At 58.0% G+C, this 22,795-nt stretch carries 26 protein-coding genes; 13 read left to right on the forward strand and 13 right to left on the reverse strand.

What is annotated here, in order from left to right; all coding sequences use genetic code 11:
* Positions 1-18: 18 nt before the first annotated feature.
* Positions 19-705, reverse strand: coding sequence for a CTP synthase C-terminal region-related (seleno)protein (locus tag E7738_RS05755; protein WP_127834031.1), 687 nt, complete (start codon positions 703-705; stop codon positions 19-21).
* A 664-nt stretch (positions 706-1,369) separates the two neighbouring features.
* Between E7738_RS05755 and dtpA the strand changes: the two genes are divergently transcribed.
* The 3 genes from dtpA to gstA all read left to right on the forward strand — a co-directional run bounded on the left by dtpA (position 1,370) and on the right by gstA (position 4,584).
* Positions 1,370-2,875 (forward strand): dipeptide/tripeptide permease DtpA, encoded by a 1,506-nt coding sequence (dtpA, locus tag E7738_RS05760; protein ID WP_058757699.1) that lies wholly within the window; start codon positions 1,370-1,372, stop codon positions 2,873-2,875.
* Positions 2,876-2,996: 121 nt separating this feature from the next.
* Complete coding sequence (locus tag E7738_RS05765) at positions 2,997-3,905, forward strand: LysR family transcriptional regulator (RefSeq protein ID WP_058776276.1); 909 nt, start codon at positions 2,997-2,999, stop codon at positions 3,903-3,905.
* 73 nt (positions 3,906-3,978) lie between these two features.
* Positions 3,979-4,584 carry a glutathione transferase GstA gene (gene gstA / locus E7738_RS05770; RefSeq protein ID WP_181444756.1) on the forward strand — a complete coding sequence of 202 codons (606 nt, stop codon included), beginning with the start codon at positions 3,979-3,981 and terminating at the stop codon, positions 4,582-4,584.
* A gap of 43 nt (positions 4,585-4,627) precedes the next feature.
* Here the strand turns inward: gstA and pdxY are convergent, their stop codons facing one another.
* The 5 genes from pdxY to anmK all read right to left on the reverse strand — a co-directional run bounded on the left by pdxY (position 4,628) and on the right by anmK (position 9,093).
* Positions 4,628-5,488, reverse strand: a complete 861-nt coding sequence (gene pdxY, locus E7738_RS05775) for a pyridoxal kinase PdxY (RefSeq protein WP_058776274.1) — start codon at positions 5,486-5,488, stop codon at positions 4,628-4,630.
* A 53-nt stretch (positions 5,489-5,541) separates the two neighbouring features.
* Positions 5,542-6,816, reverse strand: coding sequence for a tyrosine--tRNA ligase (gene tyrS, locus E7738_RS05780; protein WP_059011053.1), 1,275 nt, complete (start codon positions 6,814-6,816; stop codon positions 5,542-5,544).
* A gap of 139 nt (positions 6,817-6,955) precedes the next feature.
* Positions 6,956-7,612, reverse strand: a complete 657-nt coding sequence (gene pdxH, locus E7738_RS05785) for a pyridoxamine 5'-phosphate oxidase (protein WP_058769709.1) — start codon at positions 7,610-7,612, stop codon at positions 6,956-6,958.
* A gap of 20 nt (positions 7,613-7,632) precedes the next feature.
* Positions 7,633-7,962, reverse strand: coding sequence for an MliC family protein (locus tag E7738_RS05790; RefSeq protein WP_021506202.1), 330 nt, complete (start codon positions 7,960-7,962; stop codon positions 7,633-7,635).
* A 9-nt stretch (positions 7,963-7,971) separates the two neighbouring features.
* Positions 7,972-9,093 carry an anhydro-N-acetylmuramic acid kinase gene (anmK, locus tag E7738_RS05795; protein WP_104092879.1) on the reverse strand — a complete coding sequence of 374 codons (1,122 nt, stop codon included), beginning with the start codon at positions 9,091-9,093 and terminating at the stop codon, positions 7,972-7,974.
* Positions 9,094-9,378: 285 nt separating this feature from the next.
* Here anmK and slyB point away from each other — a divergent pair, with 285 nt between their 5' ends.
* Entirely contained in the window at positions 9,379-9,846 is a 468-nt protein-coding gene (slyB, locus tag E7738_RS05800; RefSeq protein WP_021506204.1) for an outer membrane lipoprotein SlyB, read from the forward strand.
* A 41-nt stretch (positions 9,847-9,887) separates the two neighbouring features.
* Here the strand turns inward: slyB and slyA are convergent, their stop codons facing one another.
* The gene (gene slyA, locus E7738_RS05805) at positions 9,888-10,325 is read right to left on the reverse strand and encodes a transcriptional regulator SlyA (protein WP_010618966.1); all 438 of its coding nucleotides are present in this window, start codon (positions 10,323-10,325) and stop codon (positions 9,888-9,890) included.
* A gap of 150 nt (positions 10,326-10,475) precedes the next feature.
* Here slyA and E7738_RS05810 point away from each other — a divergent pair, with 150 nt between their 5' ends.
* Genes E7738_RS05810 through E7738_RS05820 form a run of 3 tightly spaced genes read left to right on the forward strand, consistent with a single transcriptional unit; the run spans position 10,476 to position 13,584 of the window.
* Complete coding sequence (locus tag E7738_RS05810; RefSeq protein WP_021506205.1) at positions 10,476-10,712, forward strand: DUF1656 domain-containing protein; 237 nt, start codon at positions 10,476-10,478, stop codon at positions 10,710-10,712.
* Positions 10,713-10,718: 6 nt separating this feature from the next.
* Positions 10,719-11,576 (forward strand): efflux RND transporter periplasmic adaptor subunit, encoded by an 858-nt coding sequence (locus tag E7738_RS05815; RefSeq protein WP_058769707.1) that lies wholly within the window; start codon positions 10,719-10,721, stop codon positions 11,574-11,576.
* A gap of 7 nt (positions 11,577-11,583) precedes the next feature.
* Positions 11,584-13,584 carry an FUSC family protein gene (locus tag E7738_RS05820; protein ID WP_394516202.1) on the forward strand — a complete coding sequence of 667 codons (2,001 nt, stop codon included), beginning with the start codon at positions 11,584-11,586 and terminating at the stop codon, positions 13,582-13,584.
* Here E7738_RS05820 and E7738_RS05825 read toward each other — a convergent pair whose 3' ends face one another.
* The 4 genes from E7738_RS05825 to E7738_RS05840 form a co-directional block, all read right to left on the reverse strand.
* Positions 13,585-14,052, reverse strand: coding sequence for a hypothetical protein (locus E7738_RS05825; protein ID WP_021506208.1), 468 nt, complete (start codon positions 14,050-14,052; stop codon positions 13,585-13,587).
* Between the two features lie 128 nt (positions 14,053-14,180).
* Positions 14,181-14,699: a superoxide dismutase family protein gene (sodC, locus tag E7738_RS05830; protein WP_058780640.1), complete on the reverse strand. Its 519-nt coding sequence runs from the start codon at positions 14,697-14,699 to the stop codon at positions 14,181-14,183.
* Positions 14,700-14,780: 81 nt separating this feature from the next.
* On the reverse strand, positions 14,781-15,677 hold the full coding sequence (locus E7738_RS05835; protein ID WP_136547925.1) for an aldo/keto reductase: 897 nt from the start codon (positions 15,675-15,677) through the stop codon (positions 14,781-14,783).
* 65 nt (positions 15,678-15,742) lie between these two features.
* Complete coding sequence (locus tag E7738_RS05840; RefSeq protein WP_021506211.1) at positions 15,743-15,982, reverse strand: DUF1289 domain-containing protein; 240 nt, start codon at positions 15,980-15,982, stop codon at positions 15,743-15,745.
* 220 nt (positions 15,983-16,202) lie between these two features.
* Between E7738_RS05840 and eptA the strand changes: the two genes are divergently transcribed.
* The 5 genes from eptA (at position 16,203) to rnt (ending at position 20,909) form a co-directional block, all read left to right on the forward strand.
* Entirely contained in the window at positions 16,203-17,840 is a 1,638-nt protein-coding gene (gene eptA, locus E7738_RS05845; RefSeq protein WP_394516203.1) for a phosphoethanolamine transferase EptA, read from the forward strand.
* A 39-nt stretch (positions 17,841-17,879) separates the two neighbouring features.
* Positions 17,880-18,476: a TetR/AcrR family transcriptional regulator gene (locus tag E7738_RS05850; protein WP_031279165.1), complete on the forward strand. Its 597-nt coding sequence runs from the start codon at positions 17,880-17,882 to the stop codon at positions 18,474-18,476.
* Positions 18,477-18,525: 49 nt separating this feature from the next.
* Complete coding sequence (locus E7738_RS05855; RefSeq protein ID WP_241797852.1) at positions 18,526-19,623, forward strand: alkene reductase; 1,098 nt, start codon at positions 18,526-18,528, stop codon at positions 19,621-19,623.
* A 101-nt stretch (positions 19,624-19,724) separates the two neighbouring features.
* Positions 19,725-20,132: a lactoylglutathione lyase gene (gene gloA, locus E7738_RS05860; RefSeq protein ID WP_021314698.1), complete on the forward strand. Its 408-nt coding sequence runs from the start codon at positions 19,725-19,727 to the stop codon at positions 20,130-20,132.
* A 108-nt stretch (positions 20,133-20,240) separates the two neighbouring features.
* Positions 20,241-20,909 (forward strand): ribonuclease T, encoded by a 669-nt coding sequence (gene rnt / locus E7738_RS05865; protein WP_021506216.1) that lies wholly within the window; start codon positions 20,241-20,243, stop codon positions 20,907-20,909.
* A 53-nt stretch (positions 20,910-20,962) separates the two neighbouring features.
* Here rnt and E7738_RS05870 read toward each other — a convergent pair whose 3' ends face one another.
* The gene (locus tag E7738_RS05870) at positions 20,963-21,295 is read right to left on the reverse strand and encodes a Grx4 family monothiol glutaredoxin (RefSeq protein ID WP_021506217.1); all 333 of its coding nucleotides are present in this window, start codon (positions 21,293-21,295) and stop codon (positions 20,963-20,965) included.
* A gap of 366 nt (positions 21,296-21,661) precedes the next feature.
* Between E7738_RS05870 and E7738_RS05875 the strand changes: the two genes are divergently transcribed.
* Positions 21,662-22,453 (forward strand): C40 family peptidase, encoded by a 792-nt coding sequence (locus E7738_RS05875; protein ID WP_152391067.1) that lies wholly within the window; start codon positions 21,662-21,664, stop codon positions 22,451-22,453.
* A 56-nt stretch (positions 22,454-22,509) separates the two neighbouring features.
* On the opposite strand, the gene E7738_RS05880 is transcribed toward E7738_RS05875, so the two are convergent.
* Positions 22,510-22,599 (reverse strand): cytochrome bd-I oxidase subunit CydH, encoded by a 90-nt coding sequence (locus E7738_RS05880; RefSeq protein ID WP_021506219.1) that lies wholly within the window; start codon positions 22,597-22,599, stop codon positions 22,510-22,512.
* Between the last annotated feature and the right edge of the window lie 196 nt (positions 22,600-22,795).

A 22,795-nucleotide genomic window follows, 5' to 3' on the forward strand; every position in this document is an offset into this window, starting at 1 on the left:
TAGATCGCTTATTAACCGTTATTGCGCCGCCTGCAGCCACGCCACGACCAGCGGTGACAGCCGGTTTTGTAACGCGGCGCGTTCAGACTGGAACAGCGTGGCGACAAAGAACGGATGATCGGTCAGCTCTACCCCGCGCACATCCCCCTCCAGATCCCATGAGGTAATACGCAGATTGCGCGTGGCCAGCGCCTCGCTGAACTCAGCGTTAACGCCAAAGTTGCAGTGATAGCCTTCGTTACTCTGCAGCGCGCCGTAGGCCTGAGCAATACGCGAACCCGGCTCAAACGTGACCTCACCGCGCTGCTCGACCAGCGAGCAGGCCAGTGGCGCAATCACCCAGCGCGCGTCAGGGTCGGTCTCGGCATGGCCAGCATCCTCCCAGCCCAGCACGTTGCGCGCGTATTCCACCACCGCATATTGAAAGCCGGCGCACGAGCCTAAAAAGGGTTTACCGCTTTCGCGTGCCCAGCGAATGACGTCGAACACGCCGGCATCATTCAGGAAGGGACTGCCAGGCACCACCCAGACGGCATCATAGTCGTGCAGACGCGGCAGATCGATTTCCGGCGTCGCGATCCAGTCGGCGGTTACGTTAAGTGAGAGAGAGGTTGCGGCAAGCTGAACAGCGGGAGGAATAGCCTGGTGCGCGACAGCACTGGCACGGTAATCGCCCACGAGAGCGACACGAACGGACTGCTTCATGATGAGTTCCTTGCAGGGAAAAAACGAGGTTACAGCAATTTCTTCAGGCTGTCTAAGGGCTGGCGATCGGCTATCCCTCCTCCCCCTGCCTGACGCAACAGGACGCTGCCGCCGGGGGTGCTGCAGAGCTTATACGATGAAAGCCGCGATTAAGTGGTGAAATTGTCGGCAAACGGGAGAGCGGCAATCGTTTTCTTTTTTTACATTTCTAATTAATTGATAATTTTGTGCGCAGGATCAACAAATTAGCCTGCAGCGAACTGTCAGCCGCTTATTGTGCTCAACAATCAGACAATTGCGCTTACTTCTTCGGCAAAAATCAGGGGAATCATCCAGCTTAATGGGCTGGATAATATTATGTCCTGCCCGGAGCAGGAAAAGCAGTTTATCTCAGGAAAATCCATCAACCGATCTGCAACAAGAACAATTATCCTGCTATAATGTCACGCAGTGATATTTAACACTGATTTACAAGTTATTACCCTGGTTATAACCCTGCCTGTAACAAGTATTTCAGCGTGCAGAAAATGCTTGCCCTGTTGGCCTGATTCAGCCAAATTAGGCGCCGTTTTTCCTTTCTAATAACAATGTTGCGCGGGATTACCCAGCCCGACGCAGACTTAATTCCTGTTGTAAAACAGGCGATGTATAAACTGAGGTATACGTGTCAACTGCAAACAAACACACTGATGAGGCGGTAAGCCTTAACGCCTTCCGTCAGCCGAAAGCGTTCTATTTGATCTTCTCCATCGAACTGTGGGAGCGTTTTGGCTACTACGGTCTGCAAGCCATCATGGCGGTCTATCTGGTGAAACAGCTGGGGATGTCCGAAGCGGACTCCATCACCCTGTTCACCTCGTTCAGCGCACTGGTTTACGGCCTGGTTGCCATTGGCGGCTGGCTGGGCGACAAAGTGCTCGGCACCAAACGCGTGATTATTCTCGGCGTCATTGTGCTGGCGCTGGGCTATGCGATGATTGCCTTCTCCGGTCATGACACCACCATGGTGTATGTCGGCATGGCGACCATTGCCGTGGGTAGCGGGCTGTTTAAGGCTAACCCTTCTTCACTGCTGTCGACCTGCTACGAGAAAGACGATCCGCGCATCGACGGTGCCTTCACTATGTTCTACATGTCGATCAACATCGGTTCGCTGTTCTCCATGATGCTGACTCCGTGGCTGGCGGCCAAATATGGCTGGGGCGCGGCGTTTTCGCTGTCGGTGGTGGGCCTGGTGATCACCCTGCTGAACTTCCTGTTCTGCCAGCGCCTGGTGAAGAATTACGGCTCCAAACCAGACTTTGCGCCGCTGCAGGTCGGTAAGCTGCTGATGACCCTTGTCGGCGTGGTTGCACTGATCGCGCTGGCCACCTGGCTGCTGCATCATCAGAGCATTGCCCGTATGACGCTGGGCGTGATCGCGATCGGTATCGTGCTGGTGTTTGCCAAAGAAGCCTTTGCGCTGCACGGTGCGGCACGCCGCAAAATGATCGTTGCATTCCTGCTGATGGTCGAAGCCATTGTGTTCTTCGTGCTGTACATGCAGATGCCAACCTCGCTGAACTTCTTCGCCATCCGTAACGTCGAGCACGCGATTCTCGGTATCACCTTTGAGCCGGAACAGTTCCAGGCGCTCAATCCATTCTGGATCATGGTGGCCAGCCCGATTCTGGCGGCAGTCTATAACAAGCTTGGCGATAAGCTGCCGATGCCGCACAAGTTTGCCATTGGCATGGTGCTGTGCTCTGCAGCGTTCCTGGTGCTGCCGTTTGGCGCGAAATTCGCGAACCAGGCGGGTATCGTTTCGGTAAACTGGCTGATTCTGAGCTACGCGCTGCAGAGTATCGGTGAGCTGATGATCTCCGGTCTCGGCCTGGCGATGGTGGCGCAGCTGGTGCCGCAGCGTCTGATGGGCTTTATTATGGGCTCCTGGTTCCTCACCACCGCTGGCGCCGCGATGATTGCCGGTAAGGTAGCGAACCTGATGGCGGTGCCGGAAAACGTCACCGATCCACACGCCTCACTGGCCGTGTATAGCCAGGTGTTCCAGCAGATTGGTATCGCCACTGGCGTAATCGCCCTGCTGATGCTGATTACCGCCCCGCTGCTCAACCGCATGACGCAGGATGATGCGCAGGCAGAACTGAAGCGCGCCAGCGCTAACCAGTAATCGTTTCTGAGCCGGGCTAAGCCCGGCTTTTTTTATCCCCTTCACAACCCCCGCTTTCCGCTGTAGTTTAAGCAACACGCTTTTTATGCTCGCCTTGCACGGCTGAGATCGGGAATGGCTCATGGACAGATTTGACGAGCTGCAGGTGTTTGTTGCGGTGATTCAGCAGGGCAGCCTGGCTGGCGCGGCGCGCGTATTGCAGCGTTCGCCGCCGGTCATTACCCGCACGCTGAATGCGCTGGAAGCACGTTTCGGCACCACCCTGATTGAACGCACCACGCGCCAGCTGGCTCCCACCGAGAGCGGCTGGCAGCTGTTTGAGCAGGCGCAGCGCTTGCTTAACGATTACCAGAGCGCGCTCGACAGCGCCCACCACAGCGGACTGCACGGCCTGCTGCGCATTACCGCCCCGGTGATGTGTGGCCGTCGCCACGTGATGCCGCTGGTCAATGCCTTTCTGCAACAGCATCCGGAAATGCAAATCGAACTGATTCTAAGCGACAGCTATCAGGACCTGATTGAAAACGGGCTGGATATTGCGGTGCGCATTGGCGAGCTGCAGGATTCGTCGATGGTGGCGCGCAACGTCGGCAGCGTACGCTCGATGCTGGTCGCCAGCCCGGACTACCTTCGCCAGGCCGGAATCCCGGCCCATCCGGCTGAGCTCAGCATGCATGCGCTGGTGGCCGGCGTGCGCCACACCCGTGAGTGGCGCTTCGCGCACGACCTGCGCGTGCGCATCACCCCACGCCTGCGCGTCAATGATATCGCCAGCCAGCTGGATGCATTGCGCAGTGGCCAGGGCATTGGCCGTCTGTTGTCTTATCAGGTGATAGATGAACTGCAGGCTGGCACGCTGATCCGCCTGCTGAGCGAGTGGGAGCCGGCACCGCTGCCGGTGCATCTGGTGGCGCAGCGGGTGAAAAACATGGCGCCCAAGGTACGCTGTTTCTGGGATTTCGCGCTCACGGCACTGCCGCCGCGACTGCAGGCGGCCGCTGAATTTCCCGCGCCCGCCCGCAATTCCTGATCGCTGTCACTGGTAAAAATTTCTGGCAGTTTTATGCTGCTGTCATCACAACAACTCATCAGGAGAGGCCATGATGAAACTCTATTGTAAGCCCGGTGCCTGTTCGCTCTCGCCGCATATCGTTGCGCGCGAATGCGGGCTGGATTTTACGCAGGTCAATGTCGATCTGCAGAAGAAAGTCACCGAGCGCGGAGAAGATTACTGGCAGATAAACCCCAAAGGACAGGTTCCCGCGCTGCAGTTTGATGACGGCAGCATACTGACGGAAGGCGTGGCGATTGTGCAGTATCTGGCGGATCTCAAGCCGGATCGCAATCTGCTGGCACCGACCGGCAGCCTGACGCGCTACCACACGCTGGAGTGGCTGAGCTACATCAGCAGCGAATTGCACAAAACCTTTTCCCCGCTGTTCCGTCCGGATACGCCGGAAGAGTACAAAGCCATAGTGCGTGCACAGCTGGAGCAAAAATTTCAGCGCGTTAACGATGCGCTGCAGGATAAACAGTGGCTGATGGGGTTACGCTTCACCGTCGCCGATGTCTATCTGTTTGTGGTTACGCGCTGGGCAAAAGCCATCAAACTGAATCTCGAAGGTTTGAGCGCGCTGGAGGCATGGTTTGCGCGGGTGGACGCGCGGCCGGCGGTTCAGGCCGCACTGAAGGCTGAAGGTCTGGTCTGACGTCACAGGCCGGCGTGCTGGCCGGCCTGTTAATTAGCAGCGATTACAGCTGTTCTGCCGCAAAGTGCTGCGTGGGTTGCGCAATCGCATCCTGCGCCGCCACCAGTTGCAGTTCATACTCGCCCATCTCGTGGGTTTTCAGCATCACTTCATATACTGCCGCCGTGACATGTTCCAGCGCATCCTGCAGCGATTTGCCGTGCAGCAGGTCAACCAGCAACAGGCCACTGGTCAGATCGCCAACCCCCACCGGCTGACGCACACCAAAATCCACCAGCGGACGGCTGATGTGCCAGCACTGATCGGCGGTGACCAGCAGCATTTCGAAGCGATCGCTACGGCGTCCGGCGCGCGCCAGGTGTTTCACCAGCACCACGCGCGGCCCCTGCGCAATCAATGCGCGAGCGGCAACCACCGCCTGTTCCACGTTAGCGACCGTCTGGCCACTGAGCATCTCCAGCTCCAGCAGGTTCGGCGCGATAAGATCGCTGGCCGGCATCGCCTGCTTGCAGTGAAACTCCGCTACGCCGGGCGCAACGATGCAGCCTTTTTCCGGATGGCCCATCACCGGGTCACAGAAATACCAGGCGTCAGGATTCGCCGCCTTCACCATACGCACGATTTCCAGGATCTGTTCGCCCTGCTCCGCCGAGCCGAGATAGCCGCTCAGCACCGCATCGCAGGTTTTCAGACGATCGATGGCGGCGATCCCGCTGACGATATCTGTCAGATGGGTGGCGGGCATCACAGTGCCGGTCCAGTGACCATACTGGGTGTGATTGGAAAACTGCACGGTGTTTAACGGCCAGACGTTGGCGCCCATGCGTCGCATCGGGAATTCGGCCGCGCTGTTACCGGCGTGGCCATAAACCACGTGAGACTGGATTGCGAGGATATTTTTCATTATTGCCCTGTACTGCTTGCCATAAAAAAGGGCCGGAGACCGGCCCTTGCACCTTACTGCCAGCTAATCAGGCAGTAGTGTTTTTTGCCGCGACGCAGCAGCGTGTAACGACCAAACAGTTTGTCGCTGTCGCTGAAACGATACTCGGCATCAGACTGTTTCTCACCGTTGACAGACACCGCGTTGGAGCCAATCATGGTGCGCGCCTGGCCGCGTGACGGCACCAGTTCCGCCGCCACCAGCGCCTGTTGCAGATCGTCGTCCGCCTTCAGGCTAATGGTCGGCATACCATCCTGCGCCAGCTGCTCAAAGTCCGCTTCGGTCATGTCGCTCAAGCTGCCGGAGAACAGGCTGTCGGTGATGCGCTTCGCCGCGCTCAGACCGCTTTCGCCGTGCACCAGACGCGTCACCTGCTCTGCCAGCACATACTGCGCGCGCGGCGCTTTGCCACTGGTTTTGTCTTCTTCTTCCAGCGCATTGATCTCCTCAATGCTCATGAAGGTGAAGAATTTCAGGAAGCGATAGACGTCCGCGTCGGCGGTGTTAATCCAGAACTGGTAGAACTTGTACGGACTGGTTTTCTTCGCATCCAGCCATACCGCACCGCCTTCGGTTTTACCAAATTTGGTGCCGTCCGATTTGGTGATCAGCGGCACAGTCAGTCCCCACGCCTGCTGCTGATGCAGACGACGCGTCAGATCGATGCCGGAGGTGATGTTACCCCACTGATCGGAGCCGCCAATCTGCAGCACCACGTCGTAGCGCTTGTTCAGTTCGGCAAAGTCGTAACCCTGCAGCAGGTTGTAGGAAAACTCGGTGTAGGAGATGCCCTGATCTTCACGGTTCAGGCGCATTTTCACCGCTTCACGGTTGATCATCTGGTTGACCGAGAAGTGCTTACCGATATCGCGCAGGAAGGTCAGCACGTTCATGCCGCCAAACCAGTCATAGTTGTTGGCCGCGATGGCGCTGTTGTCGCCGCAGTCAAAATCGAGGAAAGGCGCAACCTGTTTGCGGATCTTCTCTACCCACTCGTTAACGGTTTCCGTGGTGTTGAGTTTACGTTCGGCCGCTTTAAAGCTGGGATCGCCAATCAGGCCGGTGGCACCGCCGACCAGGGCCACCGGCTTGTGGCCGGCATCCTGGAAACGTTTCAGGCACAGCAGCGGCACCAGATGGCCCAAGTGCAAGCTATCAGCGGTGGGATCAAAGCCGCAATAGAGTGCAATTGGCCCTTGCGCCAGCCGCTCTGCTAACGCTTCCTCGTCCGTTACCTGGGCTACTAAGCCTCTCTCTTGCAATTGTTGTATCAGGTTACTGCTGGTCATCACTGACTCCAAATTGATCAGACTGCACCTATGCTGGTACACAGCTGTCCGCTGACGTGCGGATACGAAAAAAATGAGGGCTATAGCATAAAGCGCTGACGAGCCGTGCGCCAGCGCTGAAAGGGGATAAAACGCAGTTTTACGGTGCTAAACGGTCGATTGTCCAGCCGCTGCCATCACGCTGATAAAGGAAGCGGTCATGCAGGCGATGTTCGCCGCCCTGCCAGAACTCCATGGTGTGGAATCTGACGCGGAATCCGCCCCAGAAACTCGGCAGCGGCACTTCCCCCTGCTGAAACTTCTGCTTCAGCTCAAGGAATTTGCCCTCGAGCACGCCGCGCGCGGAAATTCGGCTCGACTGTTTCGATACCCAGGCGCCAATCTGGCTGTCTCGCGGACGGCTGTGGAAGTACTTCAGCACTTCCAGCGGCGACAGTTTCTCCACTTCGCCCAGCACCATCACCTGACGCTCAAGGAAGTGCCAGGGGAAATGCAGGGAAATGCGCGGATTGTCCGCCAGCTGCAGCGCTTTACGGCTGCCGAGGTTGGTGTAAAACACCATGCCCTGCTCATCGTAGTGTTTAAGCAGGACGATGCGCTGATAGGGCTGGCCGCTGCTGTCCACCGTCGCCACCGTCATGGCGGTGGGATCGGGCAGCTGCGCGGCGCACGCCTGCTGCAGCCACTGCTCAAACAGCGCCAGAGGAGTATCTGGCAAATCTTTGCGCCGCAGCCCGCCGCGCGTGTACTCCCGACGCAGGTGGGCAATTTGTTGCAAGCTGTCACTGTCGCTCATGCTGGTATCCCGGTTCTCTCTTACTGTGCGGAGGCATCCGCGTTCTGCAGTTCACAATCATTAATCACGATTTTATCGTTGCGTTCAACAAAGGCGCCATTGCCTTTTGACCAGAAAACGTAGGTCCCATCGCTGTAACGCGCGCCGGAGGCAGACACCGTCTGGGTCAGCGTGAGCGGTTTGCCGTCCAGAATAAAGCTTACCTGCTGCTTCGCGTTGTCCAGAGTGACCGTCAGCGGCAGCGTGCCACACTGGTAATGTAACGTCTCTGGCGCGGGTGCGGGTTTATGCCAGATACCACAGCCGCTGAGTAAGGTCAGGGTGCCGGCCAGCACGATCATCTTTTTCATGTTTGCTCCTTAACGTATTGCGTGGGGATTGGCGGGATAGATGGCGCCCAGCACGCTCATTTCGCGCGCGCCGGTTACCGCCGGCAGATTGCCCGGCAGCCCGGACAGGGTGCGGAACGCCAGCCAGGCAAAGGCCAGCGCCTCCATATCATCACCGCTGATACCGGCCTGATCGGTGGTGCCCACTTCAGTGCCAGACAAATGCGCGGCCAGCCGCGCCATCAGCAGCGGATTGCGACTGCCGCCGCCGCACACCAGCAGACGATCGCAGCCATCGTTGAGCTGTACCTGATGGGCGATAGTCAGCGCGGTCAGCTCGCACAGCGTTGCCTGCACATCCTGCGGGGCCAGCGCCGGGAAGCGCTGCAGCTGCTGTTCCACCCAGCCCAGGTTGAAGTATTCCCGACCGGTGCTTTTGGGTGGCGGCAGCGCAAACCACGGATCGCCGAGCATCTGCTCCAGCAGCGCGGGCACGACCTGGCCACTGCGCGCCCAGCCGGCATCTTTATCAAACGGCAGGCCTTTGTGGCGCCAGATCCACGCATCCATCAGCATATTGCCTGGCCCGGTATCAAAGCCGCGCACCGGCTGACCGGGGATCAGCAGCGACAGATTGGCGATGCCGCCAATATTCAGCACCATGCGCCGTTCGACGCTGTCCATCAGCAACGCCTGGTGAAAAGCCGGTACCAGCGGTGCGCCCTGGCCGCCCAGCGCCATGTCGCGGCGGCGAAAATCGCCCACCACCGTGACGCCGGTCGCGGCAGCAATCTGGTTATTGTCGCCAATTTGCAGCGTATTCGGTGCCGCCGACTGCGGCTCGTGCCACACCGTCTGGCCGTGGCAGCCAATCGCCATGATATCGCTGGCCTCCAGCGCCTGCTGCTGCATCAGCGTCAGCACAGCTTCAGCAAACAGCTGGCCGAGCCGGGTATCAAGCTGACCGAGCTGCGACAGCGTCAGCGTCTGTCCCTGACAAATCGCCAGCACCTGCTGACGCAGCGCCAGCGGGATGGGATGGCAGTAGCTGGCCTGTTGCGCCACCATATGCTGGTCGATCGCGGCCAGCACGACGTCTACGCCGTCCAGGCTGGTGCCGGACATCACGCCGATATAGCGTCCTGATTTCATAGCGCTTCCTTACCCGTTTGCGGGCCTGCAATGCATCTGTGTTTAGCCTGGCAAATTACCGGGGCTAATTCTATGATAAATTTCCGCTTTTCAACTGCGCTGCGACACGCATTCCGGCAGCAAACTATTTTCATCCGGCAATTGAATTTTTGTTGATGGGCGGTGGTCTATGCTTCGGCCCAGCCGCATATTGTTCGGACATCGCGTCAATTGGCCATTTTCTGACTTATACTGTTGCAGTACAGGACGAGAATATGGCGTTTTTTTGCATTAAGGAGCTTTCTCATGATTAAGCGTTTCGTAGCCGTAGCCCTGGCGGGTATCACGCTGGCTGGCTGTGTTAATAACGATACCCTTTCCGGCGATGTTTACAGCGCCAGCGAAGCCAAGCAGGTTCAAAGCGTCTCATACGGTACGCTGGTATCCGTGCGTCCGGTAAAAATTCAGGGCGGCGATGACAGTAATGTGATCGGTGCCATTGGCGGTGCGGTGCTGGGTGGTTTCCTCGGTAACACCATCGGCGGCGGCGCGGGGCGCAGTCTGGCAACGGCCGGCGGTGCGGTACTGGGCGGCGTAGCCGGTCAGGGCGTGCAGGGTGCGCTCAACAAATCTGACGGCGTAGAGCTGGAGATCCGTAAGGATGACGGCAATACCATTATGGTGGTGCAGAAGCAGTCCGCCAGCCGTTACTCGGTCGGCCAGCGCGTGGTGATGGCCTCCAACGGCAGCCAGGTCACCGTCTCTCCGCGCTAAGCGCACAGATAAAAAAAACCGACGCCAGTGCGTCGGTTTTTTTATTTCTCGCGGTTCTGCAACTCGAGAATGTTTTTTTCCAGCCGGGCAATCAGCGTCACCATCTGATTGATCTCTTCGAGGCTGATGCCGGAGAGGATGTCGTCACGCGTCGCGTCGATCACGTTTTCGACCTGCTCAATGATCGGCTCAGCCTGACGGGTCAGCTTGATGCGCTTGGCGCGGCGATCGTTAGCGCAGGTGGCGCGGGTGATGAGCCCCTTCTCTTCCAGCTGATCCAGCGTACGCACCAGCGACGGCTGCTCAATACCGATGGCTTTCGCCAGCTGAATCTGCGACTGCTCTGGCGGGAGTTGATGAATATTGTGCAACGTCACCCAGTGGGTTTGTGTCAACTCAAGCGGCTTCAGACGCTGGTCGATCAACGCACGCCAGATGCGCACCAGGCGAGACAGATCTGTTCCAAGCGGCGTATCCATTTCATCTCCTTATAATTAGCTTGCTAGCTATCAAGCCAGATTTTACACTATTCTGCGAGTTTACAGGACAAATTACAAATCCCGGGCCAGACGGCACGCCCGCTGTCTACACTTGATTTAACCGTGCCCGGGTAAAAAGGATGATGCCACGTGTCAATCTTCGCGCTCACCGCGACAGCGCCGCTGACCGATCTGGTATTCGGTGCCTCACTGTTCTTCCCGCCGCTGTTCAAAGCGGTGCTGCTGGGCTTCTTTTTCTGGCTGCTGATTCATCCGCTGCTGCGCGGCTGGATCTACTCCGGCGATGTCTGGCACCCCACCTTAATGGATCTCTCACTGTTTGTTCTGTGCGTGAGCGGCGCACTGTGGATACTGAGCCTCGGATAAATTACCATGAAATTCAACCCCTTTAAGTACTTTTCTACCCTTGTGGTGTTTACCCTGGCGCTGCTCGCAGGCTGGTGGATGTGGAACTACTACATGCAGGCCCCATGGACGCGCGATGGCAAAGTGCGCGCTGAACTGGTGGACGTGACGCCCGAGGTCTCCGGCCGTATCAGCAAGCTGGCCGTGCGCGACAATCAGTTCGTGCATAAAGGCGAGGTGCTGCTGACGCTGGATCCGGTGCCGTGGCAGATTGCGCTGGCCAATGCGCAGGCCCAGCTGGCGAAGGCGCAGGCCGACCTCGCCAAAGCGCAGCATGAGGCGGATCGCCGTGCCAGCCTGCCGCGTAACGTGATCTCCGCTGAAGATATGGACGCGGCGCGCCTCAACGCGAATGCGGCGGCCGCCACAGCGAAAGCCGCACAGGCGATGCTCGATCAGGCGCGCTGGAACCTGCAGCAAACCACGGTGACGGCCCCGACCGACGGCTGGGTCAGTAACCTTACGCTGCGTGCCGGCAATTACGCGACCGCCGGTACGCCACTGTTCGCGCTGGTCGACAGCCACTCTTACTATGTGATGGGCTATTTCGAAGAGACCAAACTGCGCCATATCCAGCCCGGCGCGGCGGCGCAAATCGTGCTGTATAGCAACGGCGCACGACTGCAGGGCCAGGTGGAGAGCATCGGACGTGCCATTTACGATCAAAGCATCGCCAGCGACGGCGGTCTGGTGCCCGATATCAAACCCAACGTGCCGTGGGTCAGGCTGGCGCAGCGCGTCCCGGTGCGTATCCGGCTAAACGCGGTACCGGATAATGTGCCGCTGGTGGCCGGTACCACCTGCACCATCTCTGTCGCGCACTGAGGCCGGCATGAATCTGCAGTGGCTGGCCTGGCACAATCTGCCGTGGATAAAGGCAACCGGCGGCGAGTGGCGCTATGCGTTGCGTAACGCTATCGCGATGTGTCTGGCGCTCACCCTGGCGTATGCGCTGCAATTGGATCAGCCTTACTGGGCCATGACGTCCGCCGCGGTGGTGAGTTTTCCCACCGTCGGCGGCGCCATCAGCAAAAGCCTGGGCCGCATCGTCGGCAGCCTGCTCGGTGCCAGCGCCGCGCTGCTGATTGCCGGCCATACGCTCAACGAACCGTGGCTGTTTGCCTTTTTCATGGCCGGCTGGCTGGCGCTCTGCACCTGGGTCGCCAGCCATTTTCAAAACAATGTGGCCTACGCCTTTTCACTGGCCGGTTACACCGCCGCGATTATCGCCTTCAGCAGCGTTAACGTTAGCGACGTCAGCCAGCTGTGGGACATCACCCAGGCGCGCGTGTGCGAAGTGATCGTCGGGATTCTCTGCGCCGGGCTGATGATGATGATCCTGCCCAGCACCTCGGACGGCAGCGCACTGATGCTATCGCTGCGCCAGATGCACACCCGACTGCTTGACCACGCGGTGCTGCTGTTGCAGCAGAGCAGCACGGAAAATGTGCGCACCGCCCACGAAACGGTGATCAGCCAGATCCTTACCATGAATTTGCTGCGCATTCAGGCCTTCTGGAGCCACTATCGCTTCCGCCGGCAAAATAACGTGCTTAACTACGTGCTGCATCAGCAGCTGCGCCTGACCAGCGTGCTCTCCAGCCTGCGGCGCATGCTGCTTAACTGGCCCGACGCGCCGCCGGCGCTGTACAGCGCAATGCAACAGCTGCTGCACGAACTGGCGCAGCCGCAGTGTGATAAATACCGGCTGGCGCAGATTCTGCGCAGCATCACGCCGGACATGCACGGTGATTTCCGCCAGCGTGCTTTTGTCCAGCGGCTGCGCTACTTCTGCTGGGTGTGGCTGAATGTGGAGCGCTGGATTCGCCTGATCGAGCGCGCCGACGCTGACACCCGTTTCCAGCCACCGTACGCGCCGGCACTGGCACGTGCCAGCGACAGTGCCGAAGCTGGCTGGAGTGCGCTGCGCACGTTTAGCGTGATCATGCTGGGCTGCGCGTTCTGGATCGGTACCCAGTGGGACGCTGGCGCCGCCGCGCTGACGCTTACCGCTATTGCCTGCGTGCTCTACTCGTCATCGCCTTCGCCCGGCGGCAGCGTGTCGCTGCTGCTGAAAACGCTGCTGTGGCTGTCGCTGTTCAGCTTTGTGCTGCAGTTTGGCCTGATGGTACAAATCAGCGCGCTGTGGCAGTTTTTGCTGCTGCTGTTCCCGCTGCTGCTGACGCTGCAACTGCTTAAGCTGCAACAGAAGCAACGCGCCGCGCTCTGGGGCCAGTTTATTGTGTTTATGGGATCGTTTATCGCGGTAAGTAATCCGCCAGACTGGGATTTCCAGAGCTTCCTTAACGATAACCTGGCAAAAGTGTGTGGTGTCCTGCTGGCGTGGCTGGCGTTTCAGGTGTTACAGCCGGGTTCTGATGCGCGCCGCAGCCGGCGCCATATCCGGGCGCTGCGCCACGCTTTTCTCGATCAGCTACGTCGCCAGCCGCGCCTGAGTGAAAGCCGGTTTGAATCGCAGATTTATCATCACATCAGCCAGCTGAGCCACAGCCGTGATGAGCAGGCGCGCCTGTGGCTGCTGCGCTGGGGCGTGGTGCTGCTGAACTGTTCGCACATTGTCTGGCAGCTGCGCGCCTGGCAACCCCGCTCACCGGCGCTGGCGCAGCTGCGCGACAGCAGTCTGCAGGACTTGCAGCGTATTATGAGTTTGCGCGGTGTGCGTCACGACTCGCTGCAGACCGCGCTGGATACGCTGCAGCAGGCCATTGATCAGCTTCAGGGGCAGCCGGAGAGCGACGCGAATACCCTGGCGGGTATGTTGTGGCGCCTGCGCTGTTCGCTGGCGCAGCTGCGTCAGGCGGTGCCGGATTGATCATTCACAGTACTGGGTAAACTGCCGATCAAAGTCATCGTGCAGCTGCTGCAGGGTCTTCTGCCCTTCAAAGCGGGTTTTATCCTGCTCGGACATCGGTTCGATCACCAGCGCTTTCTCGTCCGACGAGTAGATAAAGCGCCGTGCCAGCGTGCTGCCGGTAAAACTGGTGCCCTGAATGCCGCCACACACCACGGTGATGCTGTGACGGCGGATTTCGGTATGGGTGAAATTGGTTTCGGTGGCGCTGCGCAGGACGTTCTGACAGCCTTTGGCTTGCAGCCGCTGCAGGGTATGCTGCGTCAGCCATTCGCGGCCGCGGGCAATATTTTCACAACTGGCGCGCAGCGGATTGGTATCTATATCTCGCTGCAGCTGACGGCTGGCCTCCAGTCGCAGCTGGGTATCATTCGGGCGATCGCAGCCCACCAGCGCTAAACACAACAGCAAAATCCCACGCGTTTTCATGCCTGCCCCTGAGCGGTTCCGTTCCTGAATCAACATCATAGGATGGAATGTTGCCGCTGAGTAGCAGGAAAATGGGTCAGAATTTTTCTGCGCGGCGGCGGCGGGTCAGGCCCGTCGCCGCCCGGTAGTCAGATCACGCCGCAGGCCAGACGTGCCCCGCCACCGCCAAGCGGTTGCGGATGGTCAGCATGGTTATCGCCGCCGACGTGCACCATCAACGCTTTGCCTTTGATCTCGCTCAGCGATTTCAGGCGGGGCGCCACCACGGGATAGCTGGCTTTGCCGTCGTCGGTGACATACAGCGCGGGCAAATCGCCGAGGTGACCGTCAGCGTACGGACCGAGGTGCTTGCCACTGTTGTGCGGATCGAGGTGACCGCCCGCCGCGCCGGCCGCCACGGTTTTGCCGGCGGATTCGCCGGGCTCACAGCTGCCTTTGGCATGGACGTGGAAGCCATGAATGCCAGGTTTCAGCCCGCTCAGCGCCGGCGCGAACTGCAGACCATACGGGGTTTCGCTGATGGTCACCTTACCGATCGACTCACCGATACCCTGCGCCGTCACCTGATGCAGCGTCACGTCTTCTGACGCCGCGTGTGCACCGGCAGCACACGCCAGCGTCAGCACGGCCATAATGGTTTTTTTCATAACGTCTCCTTACGGTTCAGATTCCCTCTAAGCCTGGACCGCTTTTGCCCAGGCTGCCGTAGTTTGACGCAGATTTACGCTTCAGGGCACATCGTAGCCGAGTGCCGCCTTGCGAATACGGAACCACTGCTGACGATCCAGAGTCAGTTCACAGGCTTTCACTGCGTCGCTGACGCGCGCGGTTTTACCGGAACCGATAATCGGCAGCGGACGACTGGGCAGCTTCATTACCCAGGCATACACCACCTGCTCGATATTGCTGGCACCGATCTCCTGACGCACCTGTTCCAGCTCATCGCGCAGCGGCTGGTAGTGCGGATCGTTAAACAGGCGGCCGCCACCGAGGCACGACCACGCCATCGGGCGCATACGCGTCTGCTGGCACTGGTCGAGCGTGCCGTCGAGCAGCGCTGACTGCTCCAGCGGTGAGATTTCCAGCTGGTTGGTAACCAGGCTAAACGGCAGGCGGGATTGCAGCAGTGTGAACTGCGCAGCGGTAAAGTTGGAGACGCCAAAATAACGCACCTTGCCACTCTGGTGCAGCTGCAGGAAGGCTTCAGCGATTTCATCCGCATCCATTAACGGATCCGGACGGTGAATCAACAGCAGATCGAGATAATCGGTGGCAAAGTGGCGCAGGGAATTTTCCGCACTGTGCAGGATGTGGCTGGCTTCGGTGATGTAGTGACCGATTTTATGCTCGGGTTTCGCGCGGGTGGCAATGCCGCACTTGGTGACGATTTGCAACTGCTGGCGCAGCTGCGGTGCCAGGCGCAGCGCTTCGCCGAACGCGGCTTCACAGCGATAGTCGCCATAGATGTCGGCGTGGTCAACGGTGGTGATGCCCAATGACAGATGATGCTCAATAAACTGCACCAGCTGCTGTGGCGTCATGCCCCACTCCATCAGCCGCCAGTAACCGGCGATCAGCGGCGAAAAAGCGGGTCCCTGCGGGGCAATAGGTTGCGGTTGTAACATGGTTAAACTCCCTTCTGCGCAATAGCGAAAGCGCGAGTATAACCAAATGCGTACGCCACGTTTTCTTAAAACAGCTCCGGTTGCTGTGGATCAGGATTTTCATCAACTTTTTGCTGACGCTGCAGGCGCAACAGGCGCTGACGACACAGGCGCAGCACCTCGCGTTTTTGCGCATCGCTGAATTTCATCCAGTTGAAGCGCTCCTCCCGGCTGCGCAGACAGCCACGGCAATAGCCGCGCGCATCGCTCTGGCAGATACCGCGACAGGGGCTCGGAACCGGAAAAAACTCTAATTGCTCAGCCACATCACCTCCGCAATGAACCTATCCACTCTTATTGATAACAGCTTAGTGACATAGTGCAAGGCATAAACCGTTATTACTGGTACTGTACACGGCGACAACCACGCCAGCTTCCGTGACCGTGGCGATAGTCAGGGAATCAATCAGGTAAGGAGACGCGGTTAAGGTTTTCCTCATCTTCAATTCATACGATTGTCATATTCTGTTATTCCGATGAGTCTCCATGAAACTGACCTCTAAGTTACAGTGTCACGACAACAGTTTTAATTTACTGGCCGCGTTGTTCTTTGCCTTTGTCCTCAATGCCCTGTTTTTACTGCGCGCGTGGGAAATTATTCCCTACACCCGCGTGCATGATTACCTGTTCGCCGCCAGCATGCCGGTGGTGCTGGTCGCGGCGTTTTATCTGCTCTTCTCGCTACTGGCCTGGCCGTGGATACGCAAACCGCTGCTGATTGTGCTGATTCTCGCCAGCGCCGCCGCCAACTACTTTATGCACAGCTTTGGTACGGTCATCGACACCAACATGATTGAAAACGTGTTTGAGTCAAATGCGCAGGAAACCGGCGCGCTGATGAGCCGCAACTATGTCATCTGGATGCTGCTGATGGGCATTCTTCCGGTCGCGCTGGTGTGCAGCGTCCGCATCAGCAATCGCCAGCGCTGGTGGTGGAACCTGCTGCAGCGCCTCGCCAGTGCGCTCGGTGCCGTACTGGTGATTCTGCTGATGGCTGTGCTGTTCTACAAAGACTATGCTTCGCTGATCCGCAATAACAAAGGCCTGGTGAAGATGATCACCCCAGCAAATATTGTCAGCGGCACCGGCCATTATGTCGATCAGCGCTATCTGCAGGGCAGCCAGGCGCTGGTGAAGATTGGCGAAGATGCGAAGAAAGGGCCGCTGATCGCCGCCGAGCCGAAGAAGACGCTGGTGGTGCTGGTGGTGGGCGAAACTGCGCGCGCGGAGAACTTCTCCCTCGGCGGCTATGCGCGCGACACCAACCCACAGCTGAAAAAGCAGCAGGTGATTTATTATCCCAACGCCAGCTCCTGCGGCACGGAAACCGCCATTTCGGTGCCGTGCATGTTCTCGAATATGCCGCGCGAGCACTATGACGCGAACCTCGCCCATCATCAGGAAGGCGTGCTGGATGTGCTGGCCCATGCCGGAGTCAGCGTGCTGTGGCGCGAAAACGACGGCGGCTGCAAAGGTGCCTGCGACCGCGTGCCGCATACCGATATGACGCAGTGGCAGCTGCCACAATACTGCCACGATGGCTTCTGCCTCGATGACGTCCTGCTGCATCGTTTTGATAACTATGTCGACAGCCTGCACAATGACGGCATCATCGTACTGCACCAGATGGGCAGCCACGGTCCGGCTTACTTTAAGCGCTATCCGGCCGCGTTCCAGCGCTTTACGCCGACCTGCGACAGCAATCAGATTCAGGATTGCGACCACCAGGCGCTGGTCAACACCTACGATAACTCGCTGGTGTATACCGACGATATGCTGAGTCGCACCATCGATAAGCTGAAGGGCCTGAGCGATCGCTTTAACGTGGCGCTGGTGTACCTGTCCGACCATGGCGAATCGCTGGGCGAACACGGCATGTACCTGCACGGTGCGCCTTACCTGTTTGCGCCGTCACAGCAGACGCACATCCCGCTGCTGCTGTGGATGTCGCCGGGCTACGCCGCGGCGTATCACATTGATCAGGCCTGTCTGCGCCAGCAGGCGGCAGAGACAGCGGTGTCGCAGGATAATCTGTTCCACACGGTGCTCGGCCTGTTCAACATCCAGACGCAGCAGTATCAGCCGCAGCTGGATATGATCAAATCGTGCCAGAATCGCGCCTGAGGATTGCATTAGACCGACTGGTCTAATACTCTGCCTGACATGAACAAGACAGTGCAACGCAACGAAACCCGTGAACATCTGCTCGCCACCGGCGAGCAGGTCTGCCTGCAGCGCGGTTTCACCGGCATGGGATTGAGCGAAATGCTGGCGCTGGCGGAAGTGCCTAAAGGCTCGTTTTACCACTACTTCCGCTCGAAAGAAGCGTTCGGTGTGGCGCTGCTGGAGCGCTATTTCGTCAACTATCAGCAGCAAGTTGAACAGCAGCTGACCCAGCCCGGCGTTACTGCGCGCGAACGCTTACTGCAGCATTTTCGCTACGCGGAACGGCTGTTTATTGAGCAGGGTCACATCGTCGGCTGTCTGGGCGTTAAGCTTTCCGGCGAAGTGTGCGATCTGTCAGAGCCGATGCGCGATGCGCTGCAGCGCGGTGCTACGGCCATCACGGCGGCTTATGCACGCTGTCTGACGGAGGTTGCAGCCGAACAGCCGCTGCCCTATGGGCAAAGCCCGCAGCAGCTGGCGCAACGCTGTTATCTGCTGTGGCTGGGAGCCAGCCTGCAGAGCAAGATTTCACGTGAGCCCGGGCCGATTAGCCTGGCGCTCGACACCATCGAACAGTGGCTTAATCACCGCTGATTTTTAAAAACGGCAATTTCTAGACGACCGGTCTATTACAGGAGTCATCATGGCGAGTAAACAGCTGTTCACCCCGCTGAAAGTGGGCGCGATTACCGTACCTAACCGTGTATTTATGGCGCCGCTGACGCGTCTGCGCAGCATTGAACCGGGCGATATTCCTACCCCGCTGATGGCGGAGTATTATCAGCAGCGCGCCAGCGCGGGTCTGATCATTACCGAAGCCACCCAGGTTTCGTTCCAGGCGAAAGGCTACGCCGGTGCGCCGGGTTTACACACCGCAGAACAAATTGCTGCGTGGAAAATGATTAACGAAGGCATTCACGCCGCGCACGGTCACAGCGCCGTTCAGCTGTGGCACACCGGCCGCATCTCGCATAATAGCGTGCAGCCGGATGGCAAAGCGCCGGTTGCACCGTCCGCGATCGCCGCTGGCACCCGCACCTCGCTGCGCGCCGCCGACGGCAGCGTATACCGCGAAGATACCTCCATGCCGCGTGAACTGAGCGTGGCAGAAATTCAGCAGATCGTTAAAGACTTCGGTCAGGCGGCAGCCAATGCGCGTGAAGCCGATTTTGACCTGCTGGAGCTGCACTCTGCGCACGGTTATCTGATGCATCAGTTCCTCGCACCCGGTTCTAACCAGCGTACCGATGAATACGGCGGTTCGATTGAGAAGCGCGGCCGTTTCGCGCTGGAAGTGGTCGATGCGGCAATTGCTAACTGGTCAGCCGATCGCATTGGTATTCGTATCTCGCCAATCGGCGCCTTCCAGAATCTGGAAAACGGTCCGGATGAAGAAGAAGCGGCACTGTGGTACATCAGCGAACTGGGCAAGCGCGGCCTCGCCTACCTGCACCTGTCTGAGCCAGACTGGGCGGGCGGTAAGCCTTACACCGATGAGTTCCGCCAGAAAGTGCGTGCCGCCTTCCCGGGCGTGATTATCGGTGCCGGTGCCTACACCGTGGAAAAAGCGGACGATCTGATTGCGCGTGGCCTGATTGACGCGGTGGCCTTTGGCCGTGACTTCATCGCCAACCCGGACCTGGTAGCGCGCCTGCAGCAGGATGCACCGCTTAACCCGCAGCGCCCGGAGAGCTTCTACGGCGGCGGCGCGGAAGGTTACACCGACTACCCGACACTGTAAGTCAAACGCGGCCGCAGCGGATGTGCGGCCGCGTGCTTTCTTCAGGGCATTCCCTCGCTATACTAAGCGGGTTCCCTGATGACTTTTAAAAAGAGGATGTTATGCGTTTACTTCACACTATGTTACGCGTTGGCGATCTGCAGCGCTCCATCGATTTTTACACCCGCGTGCTGGGCATGCGCGTGCTGCGTCAGAGCGAAAACACCGAATACAAATACACCCTGGCTTTCGTGGGTTACACCGAAGAGAGCGAAGGTGCGGTCATTGAGCTGACCTACAACTGGGGCGTGGATAAATACGACCTCGGCAATGCCTACGGCCACATCGCGCTGGGCGTGGATGATGTCGCGGCGACCTGCGACCGCATCCGTCAGGCGGGCGGTAACGTCACGCGTGAAGCCGGCCCGGTCAAAGGCGGCAGCACCATCATCGCTTTCGTGGAAGATCCGGACGGCTACAAAATCGAGCTGATCGAAAACAAACACGCCGGTCACGGCCTCGGCAACTAATGCCGTTAGTCAGCCTGCTAATTTGCGGGCTGACTTCCCTCTCCTGCTGCACCCTGCGCCGATTTTTGCCATAATGCGCGCTGCCCCATTTCCTGCAATGAGATCCTGATGTCTGAATCGAACGCCTTAAACGCTCTCCATCAACGCTTCCGTGGTTTTTATCCTGTGGTGATTGACGTTGAAACCGCCGGTTTTAATGCGCAAACCGATGCGCTGCTGGAAATCGCCGCCACCACGTTAAAAATGGATGAGGATGGCTGGCTGCACCGCGATGAAACCCTGCATTTCCACGTGGAGCCGTTCGAAGGGGCGATTCTCAATCCCGAAGCGCTGGCGTTTACCGGCATCGACCCCAGCAATCCGCTGCGCGGCGCGGTGAGTGAATATGAGGCGCTGCACGCCATTTTCAAAATGGTGCGCAAAGGTACCAAAGACAGTGGCTGTAACCGGGCGATTATCGTGGCGCACAATGCCACCTTTGATCATAATTTTCTGATGGCGGCAGCAGAGCGCACCGGCATGAAGCGTAACCCGTTCCACCCGTTCGCCACCTTTGACACCGCCGCGCTGAGCGGGCTGGTGCTGGGACAAACGGTGCTGGCGAAGGCCTGTAAAGCGGCGGGAATAGATTTTGACAGCACTCAGGCGCACTCGGCACTGTACGATACCGAACAGACCGCCACGCTGTTTTGCGAACTGGTGAATCGCTGGAAACGCCTCGGCGGCTGGCCGCTGGCGGTGAGTGAAGAGCCGGCCGAAGACGATGCCTCAGCCTGAGGCCCGTCAGACCGCAGCCAAAAAAAAGGCCGACACTGCTGTCGGCCTTTTTCTTATTCTGCTTCTTTGTGCTTCTCAGCGGTCTCTTTGATCAGCGGTTGCAGTTCGCCGCGCTGGAACATCTCAACGATGATGTCACAGCCGCCGACCAGCTCGCCATCCACCCACAGCTGCGGGAAAGTTGGCCAGTTGGCGTATTTCGGTAACTCAGCGCGGATATCCGGATTTTGCAGAATGTCTACGTACGCAAAGCGCTCCCCACAGGCAGACAGCGCCTGTACCGCCTGCGCAGAGAAACCGCAGCTTGGCAGTTTCGGCGAACCTTTCATGTACAGCAGGATCGGGTTTTCTGCGATCTGGCGCTGAATTTTTTCAACAGTACTCATTTTTGCCTTCCTTAATCCTTCACTTCGTGTTTGTTTATTGTAGCGACTTCGCCCCGCGACTGAAAACGGGATTTTGCCTTAGCCGGCGCATATCGCCATGTTTGTTAAGTTCGCGCGCCACGAATAACATTTTCATATCATTAATAAGCATTAATCAATTAATAATTAGCAATAATTCCGCTGGGTTAAACAGCTGAAATCGCTCATTTTTGCCCCACTTTCAGTACCGTGACAGATTAATGGAAAAAGACCTTACCTTTTGCAAAAAAAGTGGATTAGAATTGCCCCGGTGCTGATCGTCGATCAGATTTTTCTAACTTTACCGCGGTCTGGCTTCCTGCCGACGGCTTAACATGTAACCGGACTATGCGTTTACTGATTACGCTTTTCATACTGGCTTTTGCCCAACTGTTCTTTAATGTGGCGGCGGCTTCTCCGCATGCGCCGGTTAATGCCAGTTTGCAGAAAGCGGAGAAAAAGAACGCGCGTGAAGATGAGCGTCGCAAACGACGCCCGGTGAAAACCACCAGCAAAAAGTCACGCCTGACGTCGGTACAGAAGTTCAGGCTGAAAAAACAGCAGAAAAGCGAAACGGTACTTCAGCACACCACGCAGCGCAAATCCCCACTTAAGCTCAGTGCGAAAAAATATGGTCATCAGCGGCTGGCGAAAAAATCGCGTGACGTTGCCGTTGATGATGAAGTGCAGCAGCTGAGCGGCATTAAAATGAGCAAAGCCCACCGCTTGCGCTATCAAAAAGCGCGCGAAACCGCGATGACGAAACTGATGGGCCAGCTGGGTAAACCGTATCAGTGGGGAGGCACCTCACCGCACACCGGTTTCGACTGCAGTGGTTTAGTGTGGTACGCCTACAAAGACCTGGTGAAGTTTAAATTTCCCCGCACCGCCAATGAGATGTATCACCTGCGCGATGCGGCACCAATTAAGCGTGAGATGCTGGAGAAAGGCGATCTGGTGTTCTTCCGCATCAACAACCGCGGCACCGCCGACCATGTCGGGGTTTATCTGGGCAATGGCAAATTCATTCAGTCTCCGCGCACCGGTAAGGACATTCAGATTAGCGCGCTGGGCGAGGATTACTGGCAGAAGCATTACGTTGGCGCGCGCCGTATGATGACGCCGAAAACCGTGCGCTAACCTCAGCGTTGCGCAACAAAAAAGCCGGTGGCTGTTCAGCAGCACCGGCTTTTTTATTAATGCAGAATGGCGGTAAAGCTAAAGGCAATAATCATCAGCAGAGCAGCGGCGGTGGTGGTCAATGCCAGTTTCAAATCGGTACTCATCACAACTCCTTAGTCACACAGTTTGCATGGTTAAATAATTTTCGCACAGTGATGGGCAAAAATCTCGTGTTATCCGCCCCGGCTTGCTAGAATCGCCGCCTTTCGTTGCGCAACAGATTTAGCGCATGCTGCATTGACAGCCTGCTGAAGGATGTTTCCCTGCCCGATTAAGCAGATTAGCCCTGATATTCAGGGC

Source organism: Pantoea sp. SGAir0430, assembly GCF_043549295.1.

Coding starts and splice junctions, on each gene's coding strand:
- E7738_RS05755 (WP_127834031.1), bottom strand. CDS start 705: ATGAAGCAGTCCGTTCGTGTCGCTCTCGTGGGCGATTACCGTGCCAGT.
- E7738_RS05765 (WP_058776276.1), top strand. CDS start 2,997: ATGGACAGATTTGACGAGCTGCAGGTGTTTGTTGCGGTGATTCAGCAG.
- gstA (WP_181444756.1), top strand. CDS start 3,979: ATGAAACTCTATTGTAAGCCCGGTGCCTGTTCGCTCTCGCCGCATATC.
- pdxY (WP_058776274.1), bottom strand. CDS start 5,488: ATGAAAAATATCCTCGCAATCCAGTCTCACGTGGTTTATGGCCACGCC.
- tyrS (WP_059011053.1), bottom strand. CDS start 6,816: ATGACCAGCAGTAACCTGATACAACAATTGCAAGAGAGAGGCTTAGTA.
- pdxH (WP_058769709.1), bottom strand. CDS start 7,612: ATGAGCGACAGTGACAGCTTGCAACAAATTGCCCACCTGCGTCGGGAG.
- E7738_RS05790 (WP_021506202.1), bottom strand. CDS start 7,962: ATGAAAAAGATGATCGTGCTGGCCGGCACCCTGACCTTACTCAGCGGC.
- anmK (WP_104092879.1), bottom strand. CDS start 9,093: ATGAAATCAGGACGCTATATCGGCGTGATGTCCGGCACCAGCCTGGAC.
- slyB (WP_021506204.1), top strand. CDS start 9,379: ATGATTAAGCGTTTCGTAGCCGTAGCCCTGGCGGGTATCACGCTGGCT.
- slyA (WP_010618966.1), bottom strand. CDS start 10,325: ATGGATACGCCGCTTGGAACAGATCTGTCTCGCCTGGTGCGCATCTGG.
- E7738_RS05815 (WP_058769707.1), top strand. CDS start 10,719: ATGAAATTCAACCCCTTTAAGTACTTTTCTACCCTTGTGGTGTTTACC.
- E7738_RS05820 (WP_394516202.1), top strand. CDS start 11,584: ATGAATCTGCAGTGGCTGGCCTGGCACAATCTGCCGTGGATAAAGGCA.
- E7738_RS05825 (WP_021506208.1), bottom strand. CDS start 14,052: ATGAAAACGCGTGGGATTTTGCTGTTGTGTTTAGCGCTGGTGGGCTGC.
- sodC (WP_058780640.1), bottom strand. CDS start 14,699: ATGAAAAAAACCATTATGGCCGTGCTGACGCTGGCGTGTGCTGCCGGT.
- E7738_RS05835 (WP_136547925.1), bottom strand. CDS start 15,677: ATGTTACAACCGCAACCTATTGCCCCGCAGGGACCCGCTTTTTCGCCG.
- eptA (WP_394516203.1), top strand. CDS start 16,203: ATGAAACTGACCTCTAAGTTACAGTGTCACGACAACAGTTTTAATTTA.
- E7738_RS05850 (WP_031279165.1), top strand. CDS start 17,880: ATGAACAAGACAGTGCAACGCAACGAAACCCGTGAACATCTGCTCGCC.
- E7738_RS05855 (WP_241797852.1), top strand. CDS start 18,526: ATGGCGAGTAAACAGCTGTTCACCCCGCTGAAAGTGGGCGCGATTACC.
- gloA (WP_021314698.1), top strand. CDS start 19,725: ATGCGTTTACTTCACACTATGTTACGCGTTGGCGATCTGCAGCGCTCC.
- rnt (WP_021506216.1), top strand. CDS start 20,241: ATGTCTGAATCGAACGCCTTAAACGCTCTCCATCAACGCTTCCGTGGT.
- E7738_RS05870 (WP_021506217.1), bottom strand. CDS start 21,295: ATGAGTACTGTTGAAAAAATTCAGCGCCAGATCGCAGAAAACCCGATC.
- E7738_RS05875 (WP_152391067.1), top strand. CDS start 21,662: ATGCGTTTACTGATTACGCTTTTCATACTGGCTTTTGCCCAACTGTTC.
- E7738_RS05880 (WP_021506219.1), bottom strand. CDS start 22,599: ATGAGTACCGATTTGAAACTGGCATTGACCACCACCGCCGCTGCTCTG.